This window comes from Paenibacillus sp. FSL P2-0173, assembly GCF_038008045.1.
In the GTDB taxonomy this organism is placed as follows: Bacteria; Bacillota; Bacilli; order Paenibacillales; family Paenibacillaceae; genus Paenibacillus; species Paenibacillus polymyxa_B.
In genome coordinates this window covers 566,483-582,745 of the sequence record NZ_JBBOYK010000001.1, presented here as the reverse complement: position 1 = coordinate 582,745, position 16,263 = coordinate 566,483, and the positions used below count along the sequence as shown (strand labels likewise).

18 protein-coding genes and 2 pseudogenes are annotated in these 16,263 nt (G+C 38.4%); 12 read left to right on the top strand and 8 right to left on the bottom strand.

The window, feature by feature from the left end; genetic code table 11:
* Positions 1–272: 272 nt before the first annotated feature.
* Positions 273–515: an IS3 family transposase gene (locus MKX30_RS02405; protein ID WP_341062414.1), complete on the bottom strand. Its 243-nt coding sequence runs from the start codon at positions 513–515 to the stop codon at positions 273–275.
* 982 nt (positions 516–1,497) lie between these two features.
* Entirely contained in the window at positions 1,498–2,403 is a 906-nt protein-coding gene (locus MKX30_RS02400; RefSeq protein ID WP_340858472.1) for an EamA family transporter, read from the bottom strand.
* A 667-nt stretch (positions 2,404–3,070) separates the two neighbouring features.
* Here MKX30_RS02400 and MKX30_RS02395 point away from each other — a divergent pair.
* The 6 genes and pseudogenes from MKX30_RS02395 to MKX30_RS02370 all read left to right on the top strand — a co-directional run bounded on the left by MKX30_RS02395 (position 3,071) and on the right by MKX30_RS02370 (position 7,175).
* Positions 3,071–3,217: a PTS transporter subunit EIIB gene (locus tag MKX30_RS02395; RefSeq protein WP_143109556.1), complete on the top strand. Its 147-nt coding sequence runs from the start codon at positions 3,071–3,073 to the stop codon at positions 3,215–3,217.
* 70 nt (positions 3,218–3,287) lie between these two features.
* Positions 3,288–3,752, top strand: coding sequence for a PTS sugar transporter subunit IIA (locus tag MKX30_RS02390; protein WP_341062412.1), 465 nt, complete (start codon positions 3,288–3,290; stop codon positions 3,750–3,752).
* A gap of 21 nt (positions 3,753–3,773) precedes the next feature.
* A pseudogene (locus tag MKX30_RS02385) lies at positions 3,774–4,878 on the top strand (family 1 glycosylhydrolase).
* A gap of 403 nt (positions 4,879–5,281) precedes the next feature.
* Complete coding sequence (locus MKX30_RS02380) at positions 5,282–5,764, top strand: hypothetical protein (RefSeq protein ID WP_028541738.1); 483 nt, start codon at positions 5,282–5,284, stop codon at positions 5,762–5,764.
* Positions 5,765–6,095: 331 nt separating this feature from the next.
* Positions 6,096–6,245, top strand: a complete 150-nt coding sequence (locus MKX30_RS02375; RefSeq protein WP_023989015.1) for a hypothetical protein — start codon at positions 6,096–6,098, stop codon at positions 6,243–6,245.
* A 51-nt stretch (positions 6,246–6,296) separates the two neighbouring features.
* Entirely contained in the window at positions 6,297–7,175 is an 879-nt protein-coding gene (locus MKX30_RS02370) for a Kelch repeat-containing protein (protein ID WP_023989014.1), read from the top strand.
* A 57-nt stretch (positions 7,176–7,232) separates the two neighbouring features.
* Here the strand turns inward: MKX30_RS02370 and MKX30_RS02365 are convergent, their stop codons facing one another.
* Positions 7,233–7,565, bottom strand: a complete 333-nt coding sequence (locus tag MKX30_RS02365) for a hypothetical protein (protein ID WP_023989013.1) — start codon at positions 7,563–7,565, stop codon at positions 7,233–7,235.
* An 884-nt stretch (positions 7,566–8,449) separates the two neighbouring features.
* Here MKX30_RS02365 and MKX30_RS02360 point away from each other — a divergent pair.
* The 5 genes and pseudogenes from MKX30_RS02360 (at position 8,450) to MKX30_RS02335 (ending at position 12,155) form a co-directional block, all read left to right on the top strand.
* Positions 8,450–8,696: pseudogene (locus tag MKX30_RS02360) on the top strand (YolD-like family protein).
* A gap of 152 nt (positions 8,697–8,848) precedes the next feature.
* Positions 8,849–9,994 carry a hypothetical protein gene (locus tag MKX30_RS02355; protein ID WP_023989012.1) on the top strand — a complete coding sequence of 382 codons (1,146 nt, stop codon included), beginning with the start codon at positions 8,849–8,851 and terminating at the stop codon, positions 9,992–9,994.
* Between the two features lie 14 nt (positions 9,995–10,008).
* Complete coding sequence (locus tag MKX30_RS02350; protein WP_023989011.1) at positions 10,009–10,395, top strand: hypothetical protein; 387 nt, start codon at positions 10,009–10,011, stop codon at positions 10,393–10,395.
* A gap of 497 nt (positions 10,396–10,892) precedes the next feature.
* A complete protein-coding gene (locus MKX30_RS02345; protein WP_023989009.1) occupies positions 10,893–11,162 on the top strand; it encodes a CPCC family cysteine-rich protein in 270 nt (89 codons plus the stop codon).
* Positions 11,163–12,047: 885 nt separating this feature from the next.
* Complete coding sequence (locus MKX30_RS02335) at positions 12,048–12,155, top strand: hypothetical protein (RefSeq protein ID WP_023989007.1); 108 nt, start codon at positions 12,048–12,050, stop codon at positions 12,153–12,155.
* A gap of 532 nt (positions 12,156–12,687) precedes the next feature.
* On the opposite strand, the gene MKX30_RS02330 is transcribed toward MKX30_RS02335, so the two are convergent.
* From MKX30_RS02330 to lexA, 5 genes are all read right to left on the bottom strand, one after another.
* The gene (locus tag MKX30_RS02330; RefSeq protein ID WP_023989006.1) at positions 12,688–13,179 is read right to left on the bottom strand and encodes a PLAT/LH2 domain-containing protein; all 492 of its coding nucleotides are present in this window, start codon (positions 13,177–13,179) and stop codon (positions 12,688–12,690) included.
* Positions 13,180–13,878: 699 nt separating this feature from the next.
* The gene (locus MKX30_RS02325) at positions 13,879–14,019 is read right to left on the bottom strand and encodes a hypothetical protein (RefSeq protein ID WP_167348633.1); all 141 of its coding nucleotides are present in this window, start codon (positions 14,017–14,019) and stop codon (positions 13,879–13,881) included.
* A 40-nt stretch (positions 14,020–14,059) separates the two neighbouring features.
* Positions 14,060–14,224 carry a hypothetical protein gene (locus MKX30_RS02320; RefSeq protein WP_013310546.1) on the bottom strand — a complete coding sequence of 55 codons (165 nt, stop codon included), beginning with the start codon at positions 14,222–14,224 and terminating at the stop codon, positions 14,060–14,062.
* A gap of 236 nt (positions 14,225–14,460) precedes the next feature.
* Positions 14,461–14,763 (bottom strand): hypothetical protein, encoded by a 303-nt coding sequence (locus tag MKX30_RS02315; RefSeq protein ID WP_028541732.1) that lies wholly within the window; start codon positions 14,761–14,763, stop codon positions 14,461–14,463.
* Positions 14,764–15,045: 282 nt separating this feature from the next.
* Positions 15,046–15,672, bottom strand: a complete 627-nt coding sequence (lexA, locus tag MKX30_RS02310; RefSeq protein ID WP_013310545.1) for a transcriptional repressor LexA — start codon at positions 15,670–15,672, stop codon at positions 15,046–15,048.
* A gap of 188 nt (positions 15,673–15,860) precedes the next feature.
* Here lexA and MKX30_RS02305 point away from each other — a divergent pair, with 188 nt between their 5' ends.
* Positions 15,861–16,229, top strand: a complete 369-nt coding sequence (locus MKX30_RS02305) for a LysM peptidoglycan-binding domain-containing protein (protein WP_034095187.1) — start codon at positions 15,861–15,863, stop codon at positions 16,227–16,229.
* The last annotated feature ends 34 nt before the right edge of the window (positions 16,230–16,263 follow it).

Genomic DNA, 16,263 nt, shown 5'->3' with positions numbered 1-16,263 from the left:
TACGAAAATGTAGATGAAGAGGGCATTAAGGAGTTGGACGGCCTCTTAGAACGATTTCTATAAGGAGTCGTTTCCACCTGATGAAGATTATGAGCCTGACGACGAAAGAAGGCCAAGAACAGAAACCGGGAATTCGAAATCATTCTCCACGGTGGTAAGGTGGAAAATAAAAAGCCGAAGAAGGTCAAGTCGCTATCTGATCTTGGTTTCTTCGCAAATTCCGCAATCATGAAGTGACCCCTTTCAAGCAGGCAGCTATCAAAAAGCAATAATTAAGCAGCCTGAGTACTGTATTCATAAGGAGTCAGGTTGTTTAGTTTCTCTTGAAAGCGTTCATGGTTGTAGAAATGGATATACTTCTGGATGGCATGCTCCACCTGTTGAGCTGAGGCGAGAGGTATATTGAAATCCTTGGTCGCTATGCAGTAAGACCTCGCGCGTCCTGTCGCTTCCTTGCCTTTTTCACCGTATCTAACACCAGGCTCAAATCTTTCTGCGGCTGATCTGGTAGGCAACCATTACGTTGTTAAGAAGATCCTGAATCGCGGAAAGGAGAGTCTCTGTTCATTGAACATGAGGTAAGTGATGTCCGTTACCCACTTTTGATTCGGCTGGTCAGCCTTAAACTCCCGGTTCAGATGATTGCCAGAAACAACGTAGGCTACTTTCTTACCATAGTAGCACGATGCTATGTCCCTTACTAAGCAATTCTTGGATCACCGCAAACTTTTTACTCTTGGGTACAGCATCCATTCCTCCTTTCACATTTGCAAGAGCCTTTTTAGCATTTCATTTTCCGCTTCGAGGCGTTTCAGCTTGACCTCCGGATATTCGGGTCGTGTTCGAGGTCTGCCGATGCCTGGCCCTTTTGCTTTGCCTCGTTTTTCCTCTAGACCATTAACTTACTTATCTTCTCTTAGAAAAGGAAACCGGGATCGGCAAGAATACATGGATCTGGCGTATACCTGAAGCAATCCATGATTTAAACAAGCGAATCCCAAGGACTATCGAATTAACAGAAAATGATGATGTATACTTTCCAAATATTGAACAAATCTTTGAAGTTTACAAAAATGACAAGAACAGAATATTTAACGAGCTTCACTTCATCGAAGCAACTTTCATTTAGCATTATAATGAGGCTAAGAGTCTAAAAGAGGGGCTTAACCAGCCTAAAGATAATTTGATTATGCTTGATAATAAAAACAGAAAACATACGAGTTTGGAAAATTTGGGGAGCTATATTTGAAACTGAGGAATCTAATCCTGCGAAAAAAAATTTAACCTTTCAAACATGAAAAACAGGTTAGCCATATATTCAAAAAGGACCGATAGGTCCTTTTTTGTTTGAACAGAGCGGGTGAATCTTCTAAGACTATGATTTTGAAATCTGGGATGAGCGTTATAAGCCCCCGCATTTTACACAGCGTTGTAAATGCTTCAAATCTTATTCTGAAATCATTGTCCATCTAACCCATTAAAATTATAGATATCTTGTTATGCTGTGTTCTTCTTCACTAAAGTCTGTGGTTTTGATCCTCTGTGTCTTATGTTGCTAAATGCGATGCCACATAAAATGATGATAACACCGATCCATTGAGACCAGCCTACAAATTCTCCTAATACAAGAGAAGACATAATAACGGCCATGGGTAATTCAGATGCAGTCATAATTGTACCCATTCCTGACCCAATATGTGGCATACCTATGGAGTACAAAAGCGGAGGCAGCACAACTCCGAACACCCCGAGGACTAATCCAAAAGGACTCAATCCTGCCAGCACATCGAGGTTAAATAAGAAGGTTGGCGGAAATACCACAAAAACAGTAATAACAGCTCCGGTTGAAAGAAGGGCGCTTTTCAGTGTGGGCGAAGTTTCTTTCGCAACAGCACCACTGAGGAAAACAAATAAAGCGAATGTTGAAGCAGCCAATAGCCCCCAAATCGTTCCTTGCCACGAGAGTGAGAGATCACCTTGAGAAAAAATGTTTGCCGCCAAAACCGAGCCGATGAGCAGTATTCCAATCGAGATAAGTTTACCCCTGGTTGGTTTTTTCTTCTGGAGAACCCATTCGTATAGTGTCCCAATCCAAACAAACTGAAATAAAAGGACGATAGCTAGGGAAGCATTTATGGTCTGTAGCGATTGATAATAAAACATACCTGTCAGTCCAAATGGAATTCCGGATAGAAGGAGTTTTGTAACCTGCTTGTACGTAAGGTTTTTCTTTTTTACAAAAATTACAAACATCCAACTCAAAACTGCACCAAAGAAATACTGCACACCAGTTACCTCTGGTGTTGAAAAACCAGCGCTATATGCCAGTTTAACAAATGTGGAAAGTATGCCGTAACAACAACCTCCCAAGAAAACAATAACTGCATAATGCCACAACTTCATGAACAATCCTCCTTTTTTGAATACAAAAAAGCCACACAAATGCGTAAAGGCATTCGTGTGGCGAAAATAGAGATGACTCTCTAGAAAAATCCACATCCATCGGGTTTTAGTATTTCGTTCATTTCGGTATCAGTATAAAAGCAAAGGTTTGTTCTTGTCAATAATCTGATTCGGAGAGAATCAGGATGAAATCTAAAGTAGGTCAAAGCGACAGTAACAGTTAAATACAAAGTAATGTGATTAAATAGCAATCAAGCCCAAATTATTTTTTAAATATTTGGGCCAAAATTACTTCATATATGAAATGTAAGAATGTTCATGTGAATTCCTCTCTACAAGTTAAATTCCAGAGAAAAAAACCTTGCATTTTCAAAAAAGAGTGTTTTATTATTGTCCGCAAAGGGAGCTTGTACATCAACTGGATTGTGACTGTTCAATCAGGCAATACCATTTCTGGCCAGAAAAGACGTACTTTCAGCTAACTTTCACAAAATTTGAGGCCTGTGACAAATCGGAAATCGCTAACACAGCCTTACAGGATTTAACCGTCGCAGGGCAAAACCTGGATCGCTAAACTTCCAGCATGGTGATGTTGCCTAAGATCTATGCACGGGGCAGCTATTCAGTTATTTTGATGCAAAGTCACAGCCAGAGAGGAAGAGTATTCATGAACTATGACCAGTTGGCCAAGGAGATTTTGTCTCGAGTTGGCGGTATTGAAAGCGTTACCAGCATTGTTCATTGTGTAACACGATTGCGCTTTCAATTGAAGGACGAAGGATTGTCCAAAACGGAATGGCTGCGACAGGAATGATTAAAGGATTCAATGAACTGTTTTTGTCTTTCGGTTGGATTACTGAAACATCTGGGACGTATCAATTGTCTTGATCTACTTCATTGGTTTTAAAGATCCAACAGAAACAATGTCAACAAATATGGGCGACAAACAAGAACCCATTCCCAACATAAGTCAATTGAATGACCAACCATTTGAAATTGTTAGTCCGATGACCGGTACTGTTGTTAGACTCCAAGATATTAAAGACGAGACTTTTGCAGGGGAACATATGGGTAAAGGAATAGCCATCCGCCCCACGAATGAACGTGTCGTTTCCCCAGTGAACGGCATTGTACAAACGATTTACCGTACTAAACATGCCATTGGTCTCATTAGTGATGACGGGGTAGAAATACTCATTCATATCGGACAAGATACGGTTCAGTTAAAAGGTCAGCATTTCAATGCATTTGTTAAGGATGGTGATCGTGTTCAGGTCGGTGATGTCATTGTAGGGACCAAAAATGACATGGTTAATGAAAAAGAACATTTAATCAAAGTATATGTATAAAAAATAGGGAGGTACGTGGAAATGTTTAATGAAATCACTAAATTCCCGGATAATTTTCTGTGGGGTGGAGCTACAGCTGCGAATCAAATTGAGGGAGCTTACCTGGCTGATGGTAAGGGACTGACGACCATTGATTTGATGCCGACGGGGCCCAAACGTAATCAGGTTTCGACTGGCAACTTAAATTCATTTGTACCCGAGGAAGGCGAGTTTTATCCTTCACATGAAGCTATCGATTTTTATCATCGTTATAAAGAGGATATCGCGCTTTTTGCTGAAATGGGTTTCAAATCATTTCGAATGTCGATCTCCTGGGCCCGTATCTTTCCCAATGGTGACGATATAACTCCAAATGAAGCAGGATTGCAATTTTACGATGACGTGTTTGATGAACTTCTGAAGTACAATATTGAGCCTGTCGTTACGATTTGTCACTTTGATTTACCCGTGAACTTGGCGAAAACGTATGGCGGCTGGAAAAACCGAATCATGATTAAACTATTTGAAAAATACTCTAAAACACTGTTTGAACGCTATAAAAATAAAGTGAAATACTGGATGACATTCAATGAAATTAATATGTTATTGCATCTTCCTTATACAGGAGCGGGCATTATTTTTGAAGAAGGCGAGGACAAACAACAAGTTCTGTATCAAGCAGCGCATCATGAACTGGTTGCAAGTGCACTAGCAGTCAAGGCTTGTCATGAAATTATTCCTAACGCCATGATGGGATGTATGTTGGCGGCTGGAAATGTGTATCCATACAGTAGCAATCCGGAAGATTACTGGGAAGTAATGAATCGTTGAGAACGGACTTGGTGCGCAAGATACTCTAATGGACAACGATACCATTGAAGACGATTACCGCATCTCGTATTTGGATCTTCACTTTGCAGAGATTGCTGAAGCAATAAAAGATGGGGTTGATATTATAGGGTACACAAGTTGGGGGCCGATTGATCTTGTGAGTAACGGTACCGGCGAAATGAAGAAGCGGTATGGTTACATCTATGTGGACAAAAACAATGACGGTTCTGGCACGCTTAGAAGAATTAGAAAGAAAAGTTTTCATTGGTACAAAGACGTCATTGCGAGTAATGGAACAAAGTACTTTCAGAAATAATCACTTTATCTGTAATGGACCGCTAATCTTAAATTTTTGAAACTGCTGCAAATTGAAAGGGCATCAGACACTGATGCCCTTTTCTTTAGTTAGGGTGAAAAATATTGTTTATTGAATTTTTTTGTATATATCACCAAGTTTAGTGGCTTTGGTGTAATACAACCGTTGGGTGAGGATTTGATAGATATTGTGGACTACGGGCGCAGTTGGAGAAGATTACACCGGAGTTAATTAAGATTAACGGATCTTATTTCTTTCGTGAGCAGTTTGAATTTAGAGTGGACGCGAAAAAGGAGACTTAATCAAATGTGTATTTTTCATGTCAGACAAAGCTCCCCTTACTTTGACAGTCATTAAGCTGTATGTTTATTAATGAGTATTAAAAGAAGGAGAGGACAAAAAAATGAGAATGAAATTAGGAAGGAAAGCTACTTTATGTTTTTCCACAATCGCTCTCTTGTTTTCAGTTATTGCTCCGTTGTCAGCTTCTGCAGATGCAGCAACTGTAACGCTTGACACTTACAAAAATTTCACAAATCAAGAAATAGTTTTATCACAATCAGTAATATTTAAAGATGACACGGCATATACAGATGTATCAGTTACAGGGAAAAGAGTGAAATTTTCAATTAATGGTTTGGAAAATCCTTTTAATGCTAATTATTATAATCGTTTGGTCTGGACAAGTGATGAAAATACACCGAGTATAGAAAATACGTTATCAGTAAAAATTGCACCAAAAACAGGGAGTCTTTACGGTTCCAGTAGCTATGAGAACCTTTCTCTGATAAAACAAAAGATCAACTCTGATTCAAAAGTATATGGATGGATTCAATTAGAATCAAAAGAGTGGGCTAAAGCAGGATCAGCTATAATTAAATATTAAAAAATCCTTAACGTTTGAGGTAAGTGAATGCTCAAATAAAACAGAAATCTCTGCTAACCACAACTGGTCGGCAGAGATTTTTCGTTGACCAGTTTGAATTAGAGTAGATGTGAAAGGCTCAACCAGGTACTGGCTGAGTTTTTATACCCAATAAAAACTAAATATACAAATATTTAGAATATATTCATAGATCAGCAAGTTTATGTTTAGACAGGTTTTTAAGAATGATTTATCTTGGTAATAGTTCAATATATGGCTAGGAGGAGATCGAGTAATAAGTAAAATTAAAGCATTATGGAGTATTTTAATTGTAGCGATAGTGTTCTTGAATATGTCAGTTTTAGAGGTAAAAGCAGAAGCTGTAAGCGATGAATGGTCGATTAAAACGACTATAGAAAATCCTAAGGCGGTAAGTGCTGTTTCTGAATTGAATGGCAAGATATATATTTTCGGTGGTTCTTCAGGATCAAACCCATATTAGGATGTTCAAATTTATGAGCCGAAAAATAATATATGGGCCTCAGGAAATAGCATGCCTACGGCTCGTTCTACAGCAACTTCCGTTGTTTATGGAAATGATATTTATGTTATTGGTGGCTATACAGGTAATGCCTTTTGCTGGACAGGAGGGTCCTCAGTAAATAATGTTGAAGTTTACAATACCCAGACAGATACATGGAGTGTTAGGAAAGCTATGCCGCAGGCTTTAGGTTCGTTGACAAGTGTTTTGTATAAGGGAAAGATTTATGTGTTTGGTGGGATGACAACAAATACGCGTTCAGTTGCTACTGTCCAAGTATATGATCCGGCTTCCGACATCTGGTCAACTAAACCCAATCTTTTGACAGCACGTGGAGGGGCCCAAGCTGTCATTTATTCCAATAAAATATTTGCTATTGCTGGAAAAACTGAAGCAGGTGGACGTAGTTATGAACTTAATACAGTAGAATCCTTTGATTTTGAACAGAATAAATGGTCTCCTGAGGCTAGCTTAAAGCAAGCCAGAAGTGGGGCTGGGGCTATAACATTAGGTGGACAAATTTACGTTATTGGAGGAAGTCAGAGTACATTGGCTAATTCTCCGGTTAATACTATAGAAATATTCGGGAAGATTGACGGTTCCACACCTGAGCCGGCACCAACTCCCGAACCAACTGATCCATCTCTACCAACTGGGGACCGTGCAATTCTGGTGGTTACTATGACAACTGGTTTGGAAAAGGAGTTTGACCTAAGCATGAAAGAGGTTAATGACTTTATCTCATGGTATGAGGGCAAGCAGGCTGGTTCTGGATCGGCTTCATACGCTATTAATAAACACGATAATAATAAAGGTCCATTCAGCAGCCGAAAGGATTACATGCTATATGATCGTATCCTAACATTTGAAGTAAGTGAATATTCTAAATAAATTTAAAAGCTCTGCTAACCTTAATTGGTCGGTAGAGCTTTTAACTGTTCACGCCTCTTATAATGTATCAAGGTATTCTTTCTGGGATTTGATATAATCTTCCACACCATCATGATAGGTAAATCTACCGCCATTTTTATCAATAATCCAGTTGATCTTCTCGTCATTTAACAAGACTCCATACATGCAGTGATGAAGCAGTTCAATTTGTTTTTCATCCCTAATTCGGATCAAGTGTTTTTCTTGTTCGTCAATGAGGTACCATTTCGTTTCTGTTTCATCTACATCTAGATCTACATCCGCATCCACATACAGTATTGATACCGACAAGGGGAATGGCCAGTCAAACCAATGTTCTCGCTTGTCTTCTCTATAACCTTCAAATGCCATGGTTATTTCCTCCTACTTGGATAATTTCCTGATTAGTTAAATGTAACTAACGTGCTGCGATTGTACGCTTTATTGAACACTGTTTTTTTGGAACTCGCAGCTATCCTCAGCCTTTGGCATCTTGGCACCAATGGGGTGAATGACTTGCCGTTTGAGGTTGGCACGAACTGCGATACGTCTGTTTAGGCTGGGTTAATGGGGGGGAGGTCCGAACTTTATTGTAAATCCCTCATTTGCTCAATTTGTAAAGGCAATGCTGGTTCAAGGGAGAATTTTCGGCAGTAGCCCCTTTTGACATTGGACGAGTAGGCTTTTAGGAATACACACATTAAATTTACTGCTGTTCTTGTCTTATCCTATTGGCTCAGGAATATCGCCCCCATATTCTTTCCATGGCTTTACGTGCGCCATCGTAAACTTCTGCAAAAGTTTAGTGTAACTTTGGCAACCGTCTATTCCGCTATTGTTGCATAATAGTTGTGTCCGCTTTCGTCGTTCATTGTTCTGATCTGTATAGTATACGGAAACGCTGGGTAACAAAGAAGTTGAACGCTTTGTTACCTGATATCGAACGCTACTCCAATACTCTACAATAATTCTGCTGAGCGAAGACGGGTGCCCAACATGATGGAACTGGAGATAAAGACAGGTAGCAGTGTAGTGGACATAAAGGCGCGCGGTTGTTGGCTTTGGGAAGAAGGGGACAACAAGAGCGATATGCGCTCTATATTGTAATCATAGAGGGCTGGGATGGTGACCAAAAGATCATTACATTTTCCTCGTCTGGAAATAGGCATTATACGGTATTAAACCTCCAATGATCGGGAGTTTATTTTTTGTACTCAGAATATAATTTGTGCATAACACATCAGGAGGCTACATACATGTCAAAAAGACTCGAAGGTAATGGATTATGGGAAAGCAGCTGCATCTTCATACTGGAACATAAGGAAGCGTATCTAAAGCTCATGAAAGACCGTCAACGGCGCGGCAAGCCAGAGTTGGATGATCAGGAAGTGCAGCTAATCGAGCAAGCGCTAATAGATTCCTACAACTCACGTACGGCTGTCACGCGGTGAGGATGATTTTAGCTGGATTAAGTTGGAGGATATTATTTCTGCAAGTACATAAAAGGCCCTAGGTAACCGGGTCTTTTTTACGTCCTTTACCAAGTTAAAATATGTTTACTATTTAATATTTTTCGTATATATTAATATTTGGAAATTATTTTTCATAAATTTTTCCTGCGAAAATAGATTGAATTAATAGAGGAGATTATCTCAATGAGCATTTCATTAAGAATAGAACGCAAATCCGGTGTTGAACCAATCGAGTTTATAAAAGGTGAGATCACTGGCTTTACTTATAAGAATAATAGTTCCATAAACCTTTCAGCTAAGTCTACAAACTTGGCTCATTCGCTACATATTCGAAGCAAAATTCCGCTTCATTCGCTTCCTTCAGTTATATACAATGCGGATAATTCCAACATGCTGTACACATGGGCAAACGCAGAATATAAACCTGATAGTGAGGACTACTATCGAAAATGTAACATCCAAGTCGTGAGAAATGAAAACGCGATCCGTGATATTACGTTTACACACGCTTATGTAGATAAGTATCAAGAACAGATTGATACCAGCAAAAAGATTCTTGAGTTTGAACTTGTTTTAAAACAAAAAGAAGATCAATTGGGAAAAATTCAGTACACTCCTCAGTTAGAACCTAAGGAAACAAGAGAACAGGATCAGCCTGATGTCTCGCAAAAAATACTAGAAGGCGCATATAGTAAGAATATGTTAGTGTATGCAGGAAATAATACTTTTCCGTTTGAAAATCCTATGGTAGAACTAGAAAAGACTTGGGTGCGAGGCGTAGAGCAGGTAAAAGATTCGACAGACACTGTAATACATTATCCTGATCGTAAAGCATTTACATTAGTAGCTGTTCCTATAGCTCGAAAGAAGTACGGGGACATCACAGCAAATTTACTTCAGCATTCACTTGATTACAAACCAGGACATTTACACTTTAATGAGTGGTCGTATGAGGCGCAGCAAATTAAAAAATCCAAAGAACATAATATGTATGTAATTGATAAAGCAGTACAAAAAGCTAACGACAAAAAAGTTAAAAGTTTTTCAAGTGAGGGGTCTATTGCAATTGAAAGTGACAGAGATTTGTATAACGCTTTTCACAAAATGAAGTACAAAATAGATGGAACATATGTAAAAGGACAATGGGAAATTACTACAATATATTATGATAAATATAATTTTGAATATAATTTTAAACAAATGTTTACTGGGGACAACAAGCTCGGTTGGGCTGCGGCCAACCTAACAAATTTAATGGAATCATGGGGAACACTCAATGAGTATACATCTTATGTTACAGTAACTGATACAAAAAAGGCTTGGAAGTGAGGTGTGAAGTGCAGATGAAGCGCAGATACATCTACATTTTGATCTCTCTACTAGTTATAGCTACTACTTTAATTTTTATGGCAAATTCTGGAGACGACACGATCAGGAAGTACCCATATGGCAAAGATACGTTAGAGTTTTTTGGAGATGGGACTTTTCAGATTTACAGAGGAGGAGGAGCCGGTGAGCCTCCAATACTATACACTCATCAAATTGAAGCTCCAAATTCAGTGATTGATAACGTTCTGTCTTATAAAATAGAAAAAAATATCGTATACGTGGTTGGTGAAAAAGGCTTCATTAAATTGGATTCAAGTACCAATACGTACGAGCAAAAGAAACGGATTTCCGACTTTACTTCCAAAGATAGAGCGATATTTAATAAATTAATGGAAAAATAGAAGTTATCATAAGCAAATGTGGTAGAAAGGGAGCTTTAATTTGTTCACTAAGGTTAAGTTAACATGCGCTTTAGTTGAGTAATTGTTATGTAAGTATTCTAAATTTATAAAGAATGGTTAACCACCAGTGGTGATTTTATGATTATTAAAATTGAAGGTTACTTTTTTCAAAATTTGATTACTGGTCACCAATGCACACAAGAAGAACTATATCAAAAGTATATACAAGCAAAAATGATAACTCTTAATATTAGAGATTTACCTGATATATTTTGTCGACTTCATAATTTTAATCGATTGCGTTTTGAAGATGACACAGAGGTTGGTTATGTGATTGATACAGATACAGACAGGATATACAGACCGATATATTGATGTTTAAAGCGATTTATCCGAAAGAGATCTTCCTATCTCCTTAAATTACAAGTAATGAAGGACTCACATAACTGGCTGACAGAACAAAAAATAGATACATAATAAGGAGAGGTCTTATAGCGGTGGGAAAATATACTTGTCCTTGCTGTGGTTACAAAACCTTAAACGATGAACCGCCTGGAACCTATGATATTTGTGAAATTTGTTTTTGGGAAGATGATGGTATTCAGTTTGCAGATCCTGATTATGATGGTGGGGCAAACATAGTATCTTTAAGACAGGGCCAGCAAAATTATAAAGTATTTGGCGCTTGCGAAGAAAAATGCATAGAGTTTGTGAGAAAAGCCTCAGATAAAGATATACGCGATACGAACTGGGAACCCTATAACTAACTGAAACGTTAGTTCTACTTGCCATCTAATGTTAAGAGGAATTTTCTTGAAGTTTTTGAAGGAGCAAATATAGATATGTGGGGTGGCACTGGAACGCGCCGAAGGGTTTAATCGATTAGCCAGGCAAAGAGTGGTACAAGGGCTTCTTCGGGGATTCCACCACAAATACGGCCTTTTTTATCGTTGGGGATAAGATCAAAGTAACAAGCCAAGGTACTTGGAACTGGACAGTACGTTTAATATCGTAAGGCGAGCAGCCTGACCTTACATAAATTCTTTTGAAATATCACCAAACCGTTGCATAATCCGAAAGAATGGGTGATACCCTACTGGCATGCGCTGACGGGATGTTTATTGTTTTGGAATATAGTAGAATTCATTAATTGAGTCTTGAGGAGTGAAAAATATATACTCGAAGCCATAACTCAATGCAATTAAATTGAATTAAGGCAGATATAAAGAAGGACTCTATCAGCTAAATGCTGTAGGAGTCCTTCTTGTTGTTCTTTAGTTGTGGCAATAGTAAAAGCTCTTCATCAGTGGCACCTTACTGGATACGCTGGTAAAGTGTTTTTATTTTCCTAGAAGTCCATCCCATAAACAAGACCTCGCATAGCCTGTGGAGTAAACAAAGGAGGCGTTACGTGTGAGAGGAATAGAAAGAGGTTACGAAGAGACGGCCGGGAAGATTTGGACATCGATAGCTGCTGTCTTGGCACTCTTCATTTTGTTGGTAATCATCTTGAAATTAATTCTTTTATAAAGATTATTAGGCTCTACCGGTTTATCTGGGTGTGAGCCTTTGTTTTGTTTACCTGCATGCCCTATCACTGAACGTATTTATACATATATTAAGGTGAACGACAAATAAAGGAGGTTTAAGACATGGGTGCATATGAAGGTGCAGGTGGCGGCGGTGTATGGACTTCTACAGCGGCAATTTTAGTGCTCTTTATTCTCTTAGTTATCATCACTAAATCACTTTGGGTTTAATTCGTGAAAAGAACTGTTGGATAATACCACTTCACTCATGGATGGCAAATAGTTGAACTCAATGAGCGCATAAGCTATTTGGCAATAGCTACAGTATTCGCTTCTCTTTTGGCGAATACTTGGTGGATTTCCTGCCATAATAGATTTGCGCTTATTGTATTTTGTAAGAAGGGGTATGTTTCATTGAATGGGTACAATCCTTCCTAATACCTAAATTTAATCTCAGATAGGGCCTTATTAGTTTGCAACAATAACTGGTATGAGTCTTTTATTTGCGATAATACGCACGATACTTTGACACATCTTTCAGTATAGTATTAAGAAGATTCAATATACTTTTCCAGCGGTCATTTCTTAGCTTTTGTTTATATGGCAAATTTACATAACATTTTTCTCATTAGTGAGTTTATTCTTAAAATTGATTCTTGAGATGGGATTATAATTACGGCGATACAATTTTAGTAGGATTATTCATCCAAAACTAAAAGACTCTATCCAAATATCGACAGAGTCTTTTGTATGAATATTTGTTTTAGGATGGAAAAAGTGTTTCGGAATCTGCGGAACCGCCGTCACCAAGCCAACGGTTAGGACCTGCAAATGAGAAAGTTTTCCCGTTTCCAGATATTTTGACATTAGCGATTTTCCAACCTGGTTTATACCCAGATCCATCAGTTCTAATAGTAATTTTTCTGATGTCACCTAGGTTACTAGTGCTGATTCTTGTTGTATCGGAATCTCCTTGTTCAAAGCTACCATTGAGTGTAGCGGTAGCATAATCTCCATTAGAACCATACAGAGTTATAGAGATGTTCGAGTCTGTTCCGGCATCTTTGAGATTGGCCGTATTTACAGTAACGACATATTCAACATTAGCAAAAGGCGTAACAGACTCTATACTTCTATTTGAGTCTTGTAATGAACTATAAGTGTCACTTGTGACCTGATCTGCAAAAGAAGGTGCAGCAAAAGCTACAGATGAGATAAGCATTGCTACTGATGCTAGTAAAGATACTTTTTTCATTAAATTGTTACCACCTTTCTAGTATTTGTATTTAATGTTATACATGTGTAATGTATTTGTACATAGTTCATTGGTTGTGAAGAGAAATTTTTTTCTTGTCTTTGTTTGTTGTATTTTATCTTTATGTGTCGGATATTAGCTTTCTAAATAATCATGTAAGGGTATGATTATTTAGAGAAGGATTTTTAGCGCTTATCCAGAATGAATTGTCGAGTTGATCAACATGAATCATACATATGAAGTGTTGATCCAATATCGAATTGTTTTCAGCTGCATTAAGTCAGATAAGAGCATCTGTAGTCCAGCCGTTGAGTAGGATATGATGGAGTTTGTGGAATACGGTGGTGGGCAAGTGGGGCCTTATAAAGTTTTAAAATAAAAAATTGAGCAAACAATGCAGCAACGTACAAACCATGGACGGATATACAGCCGGAATACTTAAGTGAAAAAAGCTGAAGCAAGTTTGAGGGCTATAGGTGTGGTCAGTTGTACACAAAGTATTTGAGTCAAGAATGCTGCTGCTTTTGACTGGGTACCATTTCGCTTCTGTTTTAACCAGTGGAAGCATAGTTGAATATGTATGGTATTTAAAAGGAAGGCAACTGAATTTAGCAGTTCTATGGAATTTAGGAGTTGGGTGTATCGTTTAACACAAAAAAAGCAGGAAGAATCCTTCCCGCTTTTGCTTGAAAACGATTATTAACGTCTGCGTTGTCTATCATTTACGCTAAACAGATTAACAGCCAGTGCGTTACCTCTTGCACGCGCAATGGCTCTTTGAGTGGAACGGATGTTTAATCTTCTTCTTCTTAAATCACGTTTGCAATGTCTTCTGCTCATAATATCACCTCCCTTCAAGAAATGAAGGTACGGTTAAATCTTAGTGGCGTTTATGCTTACGCTTGGAAATTTTGATATTCAAGGCATTGGTTGCTAGTGCATTTCCGCTTCCTGTTTTAGCAGCTGCGGCTTGAAAGACTTTAACGACCAGATATCTGTTTTTCCCGATGCGATGCTTATACGTTTTAACTCTATTTCTGATCATCTGCATATCTCCTTTGCTTAGTTCTGCTATATACATATGTCAATTGTGATAGTAATGTATCAGCATAAATCTATTAAAAGCAAAAAGAAGCTAGTACCTATATTCCTAATGGATAATAAAAAAACTCATGCGAACCTGTCTTCGCCTTTTCAACTTTACGTTGCAGGAGAATGTTATAGGCAGGTCGGCATGAGTCTAATAGTGTAGATAAAGATAATAGGCAGTTAGTATGAAAATTATTTACTATTAAGAGTGTTAAGTTTTTTCTCGTAGTACGCCTCTTGAGCAAGAATATGATTCAGTTGTTCAGAGAGCTGTTTATATTCTTGGCTGTCTTCTGGATAATTATTTCTTTCGAAAATTACAGCTTCGAGTTGCTTTTCTAAATACCTGAAATGGATAAGTATTTGTATATACTTAATACGGTCGTAAGTTGTTATGTGGGAGTTCTCTTTTGCATACAAATGATCCATTGTTGGAACTACACAGCTTATGGCGATAAATATCACAACAAACGCTGAAATTATAATTTTTTTCATTTAATTCCTCCTACAGAGCTATAAGTAATTAATATACCATATTTATCTAAAACAAAGAAAGATCTATTAGTTTTGCCCATGACAGTATAGCTGCTCAAGGTCAGTGGGGAATTATTTGAGATGAGGAGGCTGATTTTTAGTAGAAAAAATAGGGATAGGTTGCTGAAATGAAAAAAAAGTTGTGAGATACATAATAAACATAATAGCAATACAAAACCGGCTTGCCCTAGGCAGCCGGTTTTATATTAGTGGATAGAATAACGGGGAAGAAAGAACGAGAAATCAGTGGAAGTCCCGGAAGAGTCCTACAACCTTGCCCAAAATGCTGACGTGTGTCAGGCGAAGCGGTTCAAAGGCTGGATTTTCAGGTTGAAGCCGGATATGATCCTTTTCTTTGTAGAAGGTTTTAACTGTAGCTTCGTCTTCATCTGTCATAGCTACAACAATATCACCATTATCAGCGGTCTGCTGCTGACGTACGATTACATAGTCTCCGTTAGCAATACCAGCTTCAATCATGCTTTCGCCTACAACAGATAACATGAATATTTTATCCTCACCAACAAAGTGTTGGGGAAGAGGAAAGTAATCTTCAATATTTTCTGTCGCCGTAATAGGAAGGCCAGCAGTTACTTTGCCGACGACGGGGACACGACTAATGGAGTAATTAATCAAGTTGCTGTTATCCGATTCGTCTTGACCGAGTAACTCAATAGCCCGTGGTTTTGTAGGATCGCGGCGAATGAGTCCTTTTTTCTCTAAACGATCCAAATGACCATGAACCGTAGAACTGGAGGCTAATCCGACAGCCTCGCCTATTTCGCGTACAGAAGGGGGGTATCCCTTTAGACGCACTTCATTGCGGATAAATTCAAGAATGGCCTGCTGGCGGCTCGAAATCTTAGACATACCGTATCAACCCCATTTAGTAACGTTTGGGAAAATTATAGCATAGAACCTCCGTTCGTACAAACATAAGTTCTAAATAATCCCTAAAAATAATTACGAACTTTTGTTCTCTTTTCTATTGAATAAAACAAATGTTCGTGTTATATTGTGAAAACATAAGAACAAACGTTTGGAGGACACAGCCAATGATGAAATATAGCACTTATCAAAGTATTTTTCCGATGAATTTAGAAAATTTACAGGAGACTCGAAAAGAGGGTAGGGCACGTTTTATGCAGATTATTACCAATACTCTTTTACTTAAGCTTCTTATTATAGTGATTGTTGCTTGGATTGCAGGGGCAGGTGTACTTACAGTTTTCGCGGCACCTTCAGCTTCCAAGGAAGAAGTGACTAAACTGACCGTACAACCTGGGGATACGTTGTGGGAGATTGCCGCAAATCATAAACCGGAACGAATGGATACACGGGTATATATAGAAGGAATTGTGCGGATTAACGGTTTGGAGGATCGGGGAGTGCAGGCAGGTCAGGTACTCAAGCTTCCTAACTTCTGATCTATAGACTATTAGAGCTTGTCAGGGAGCGTAA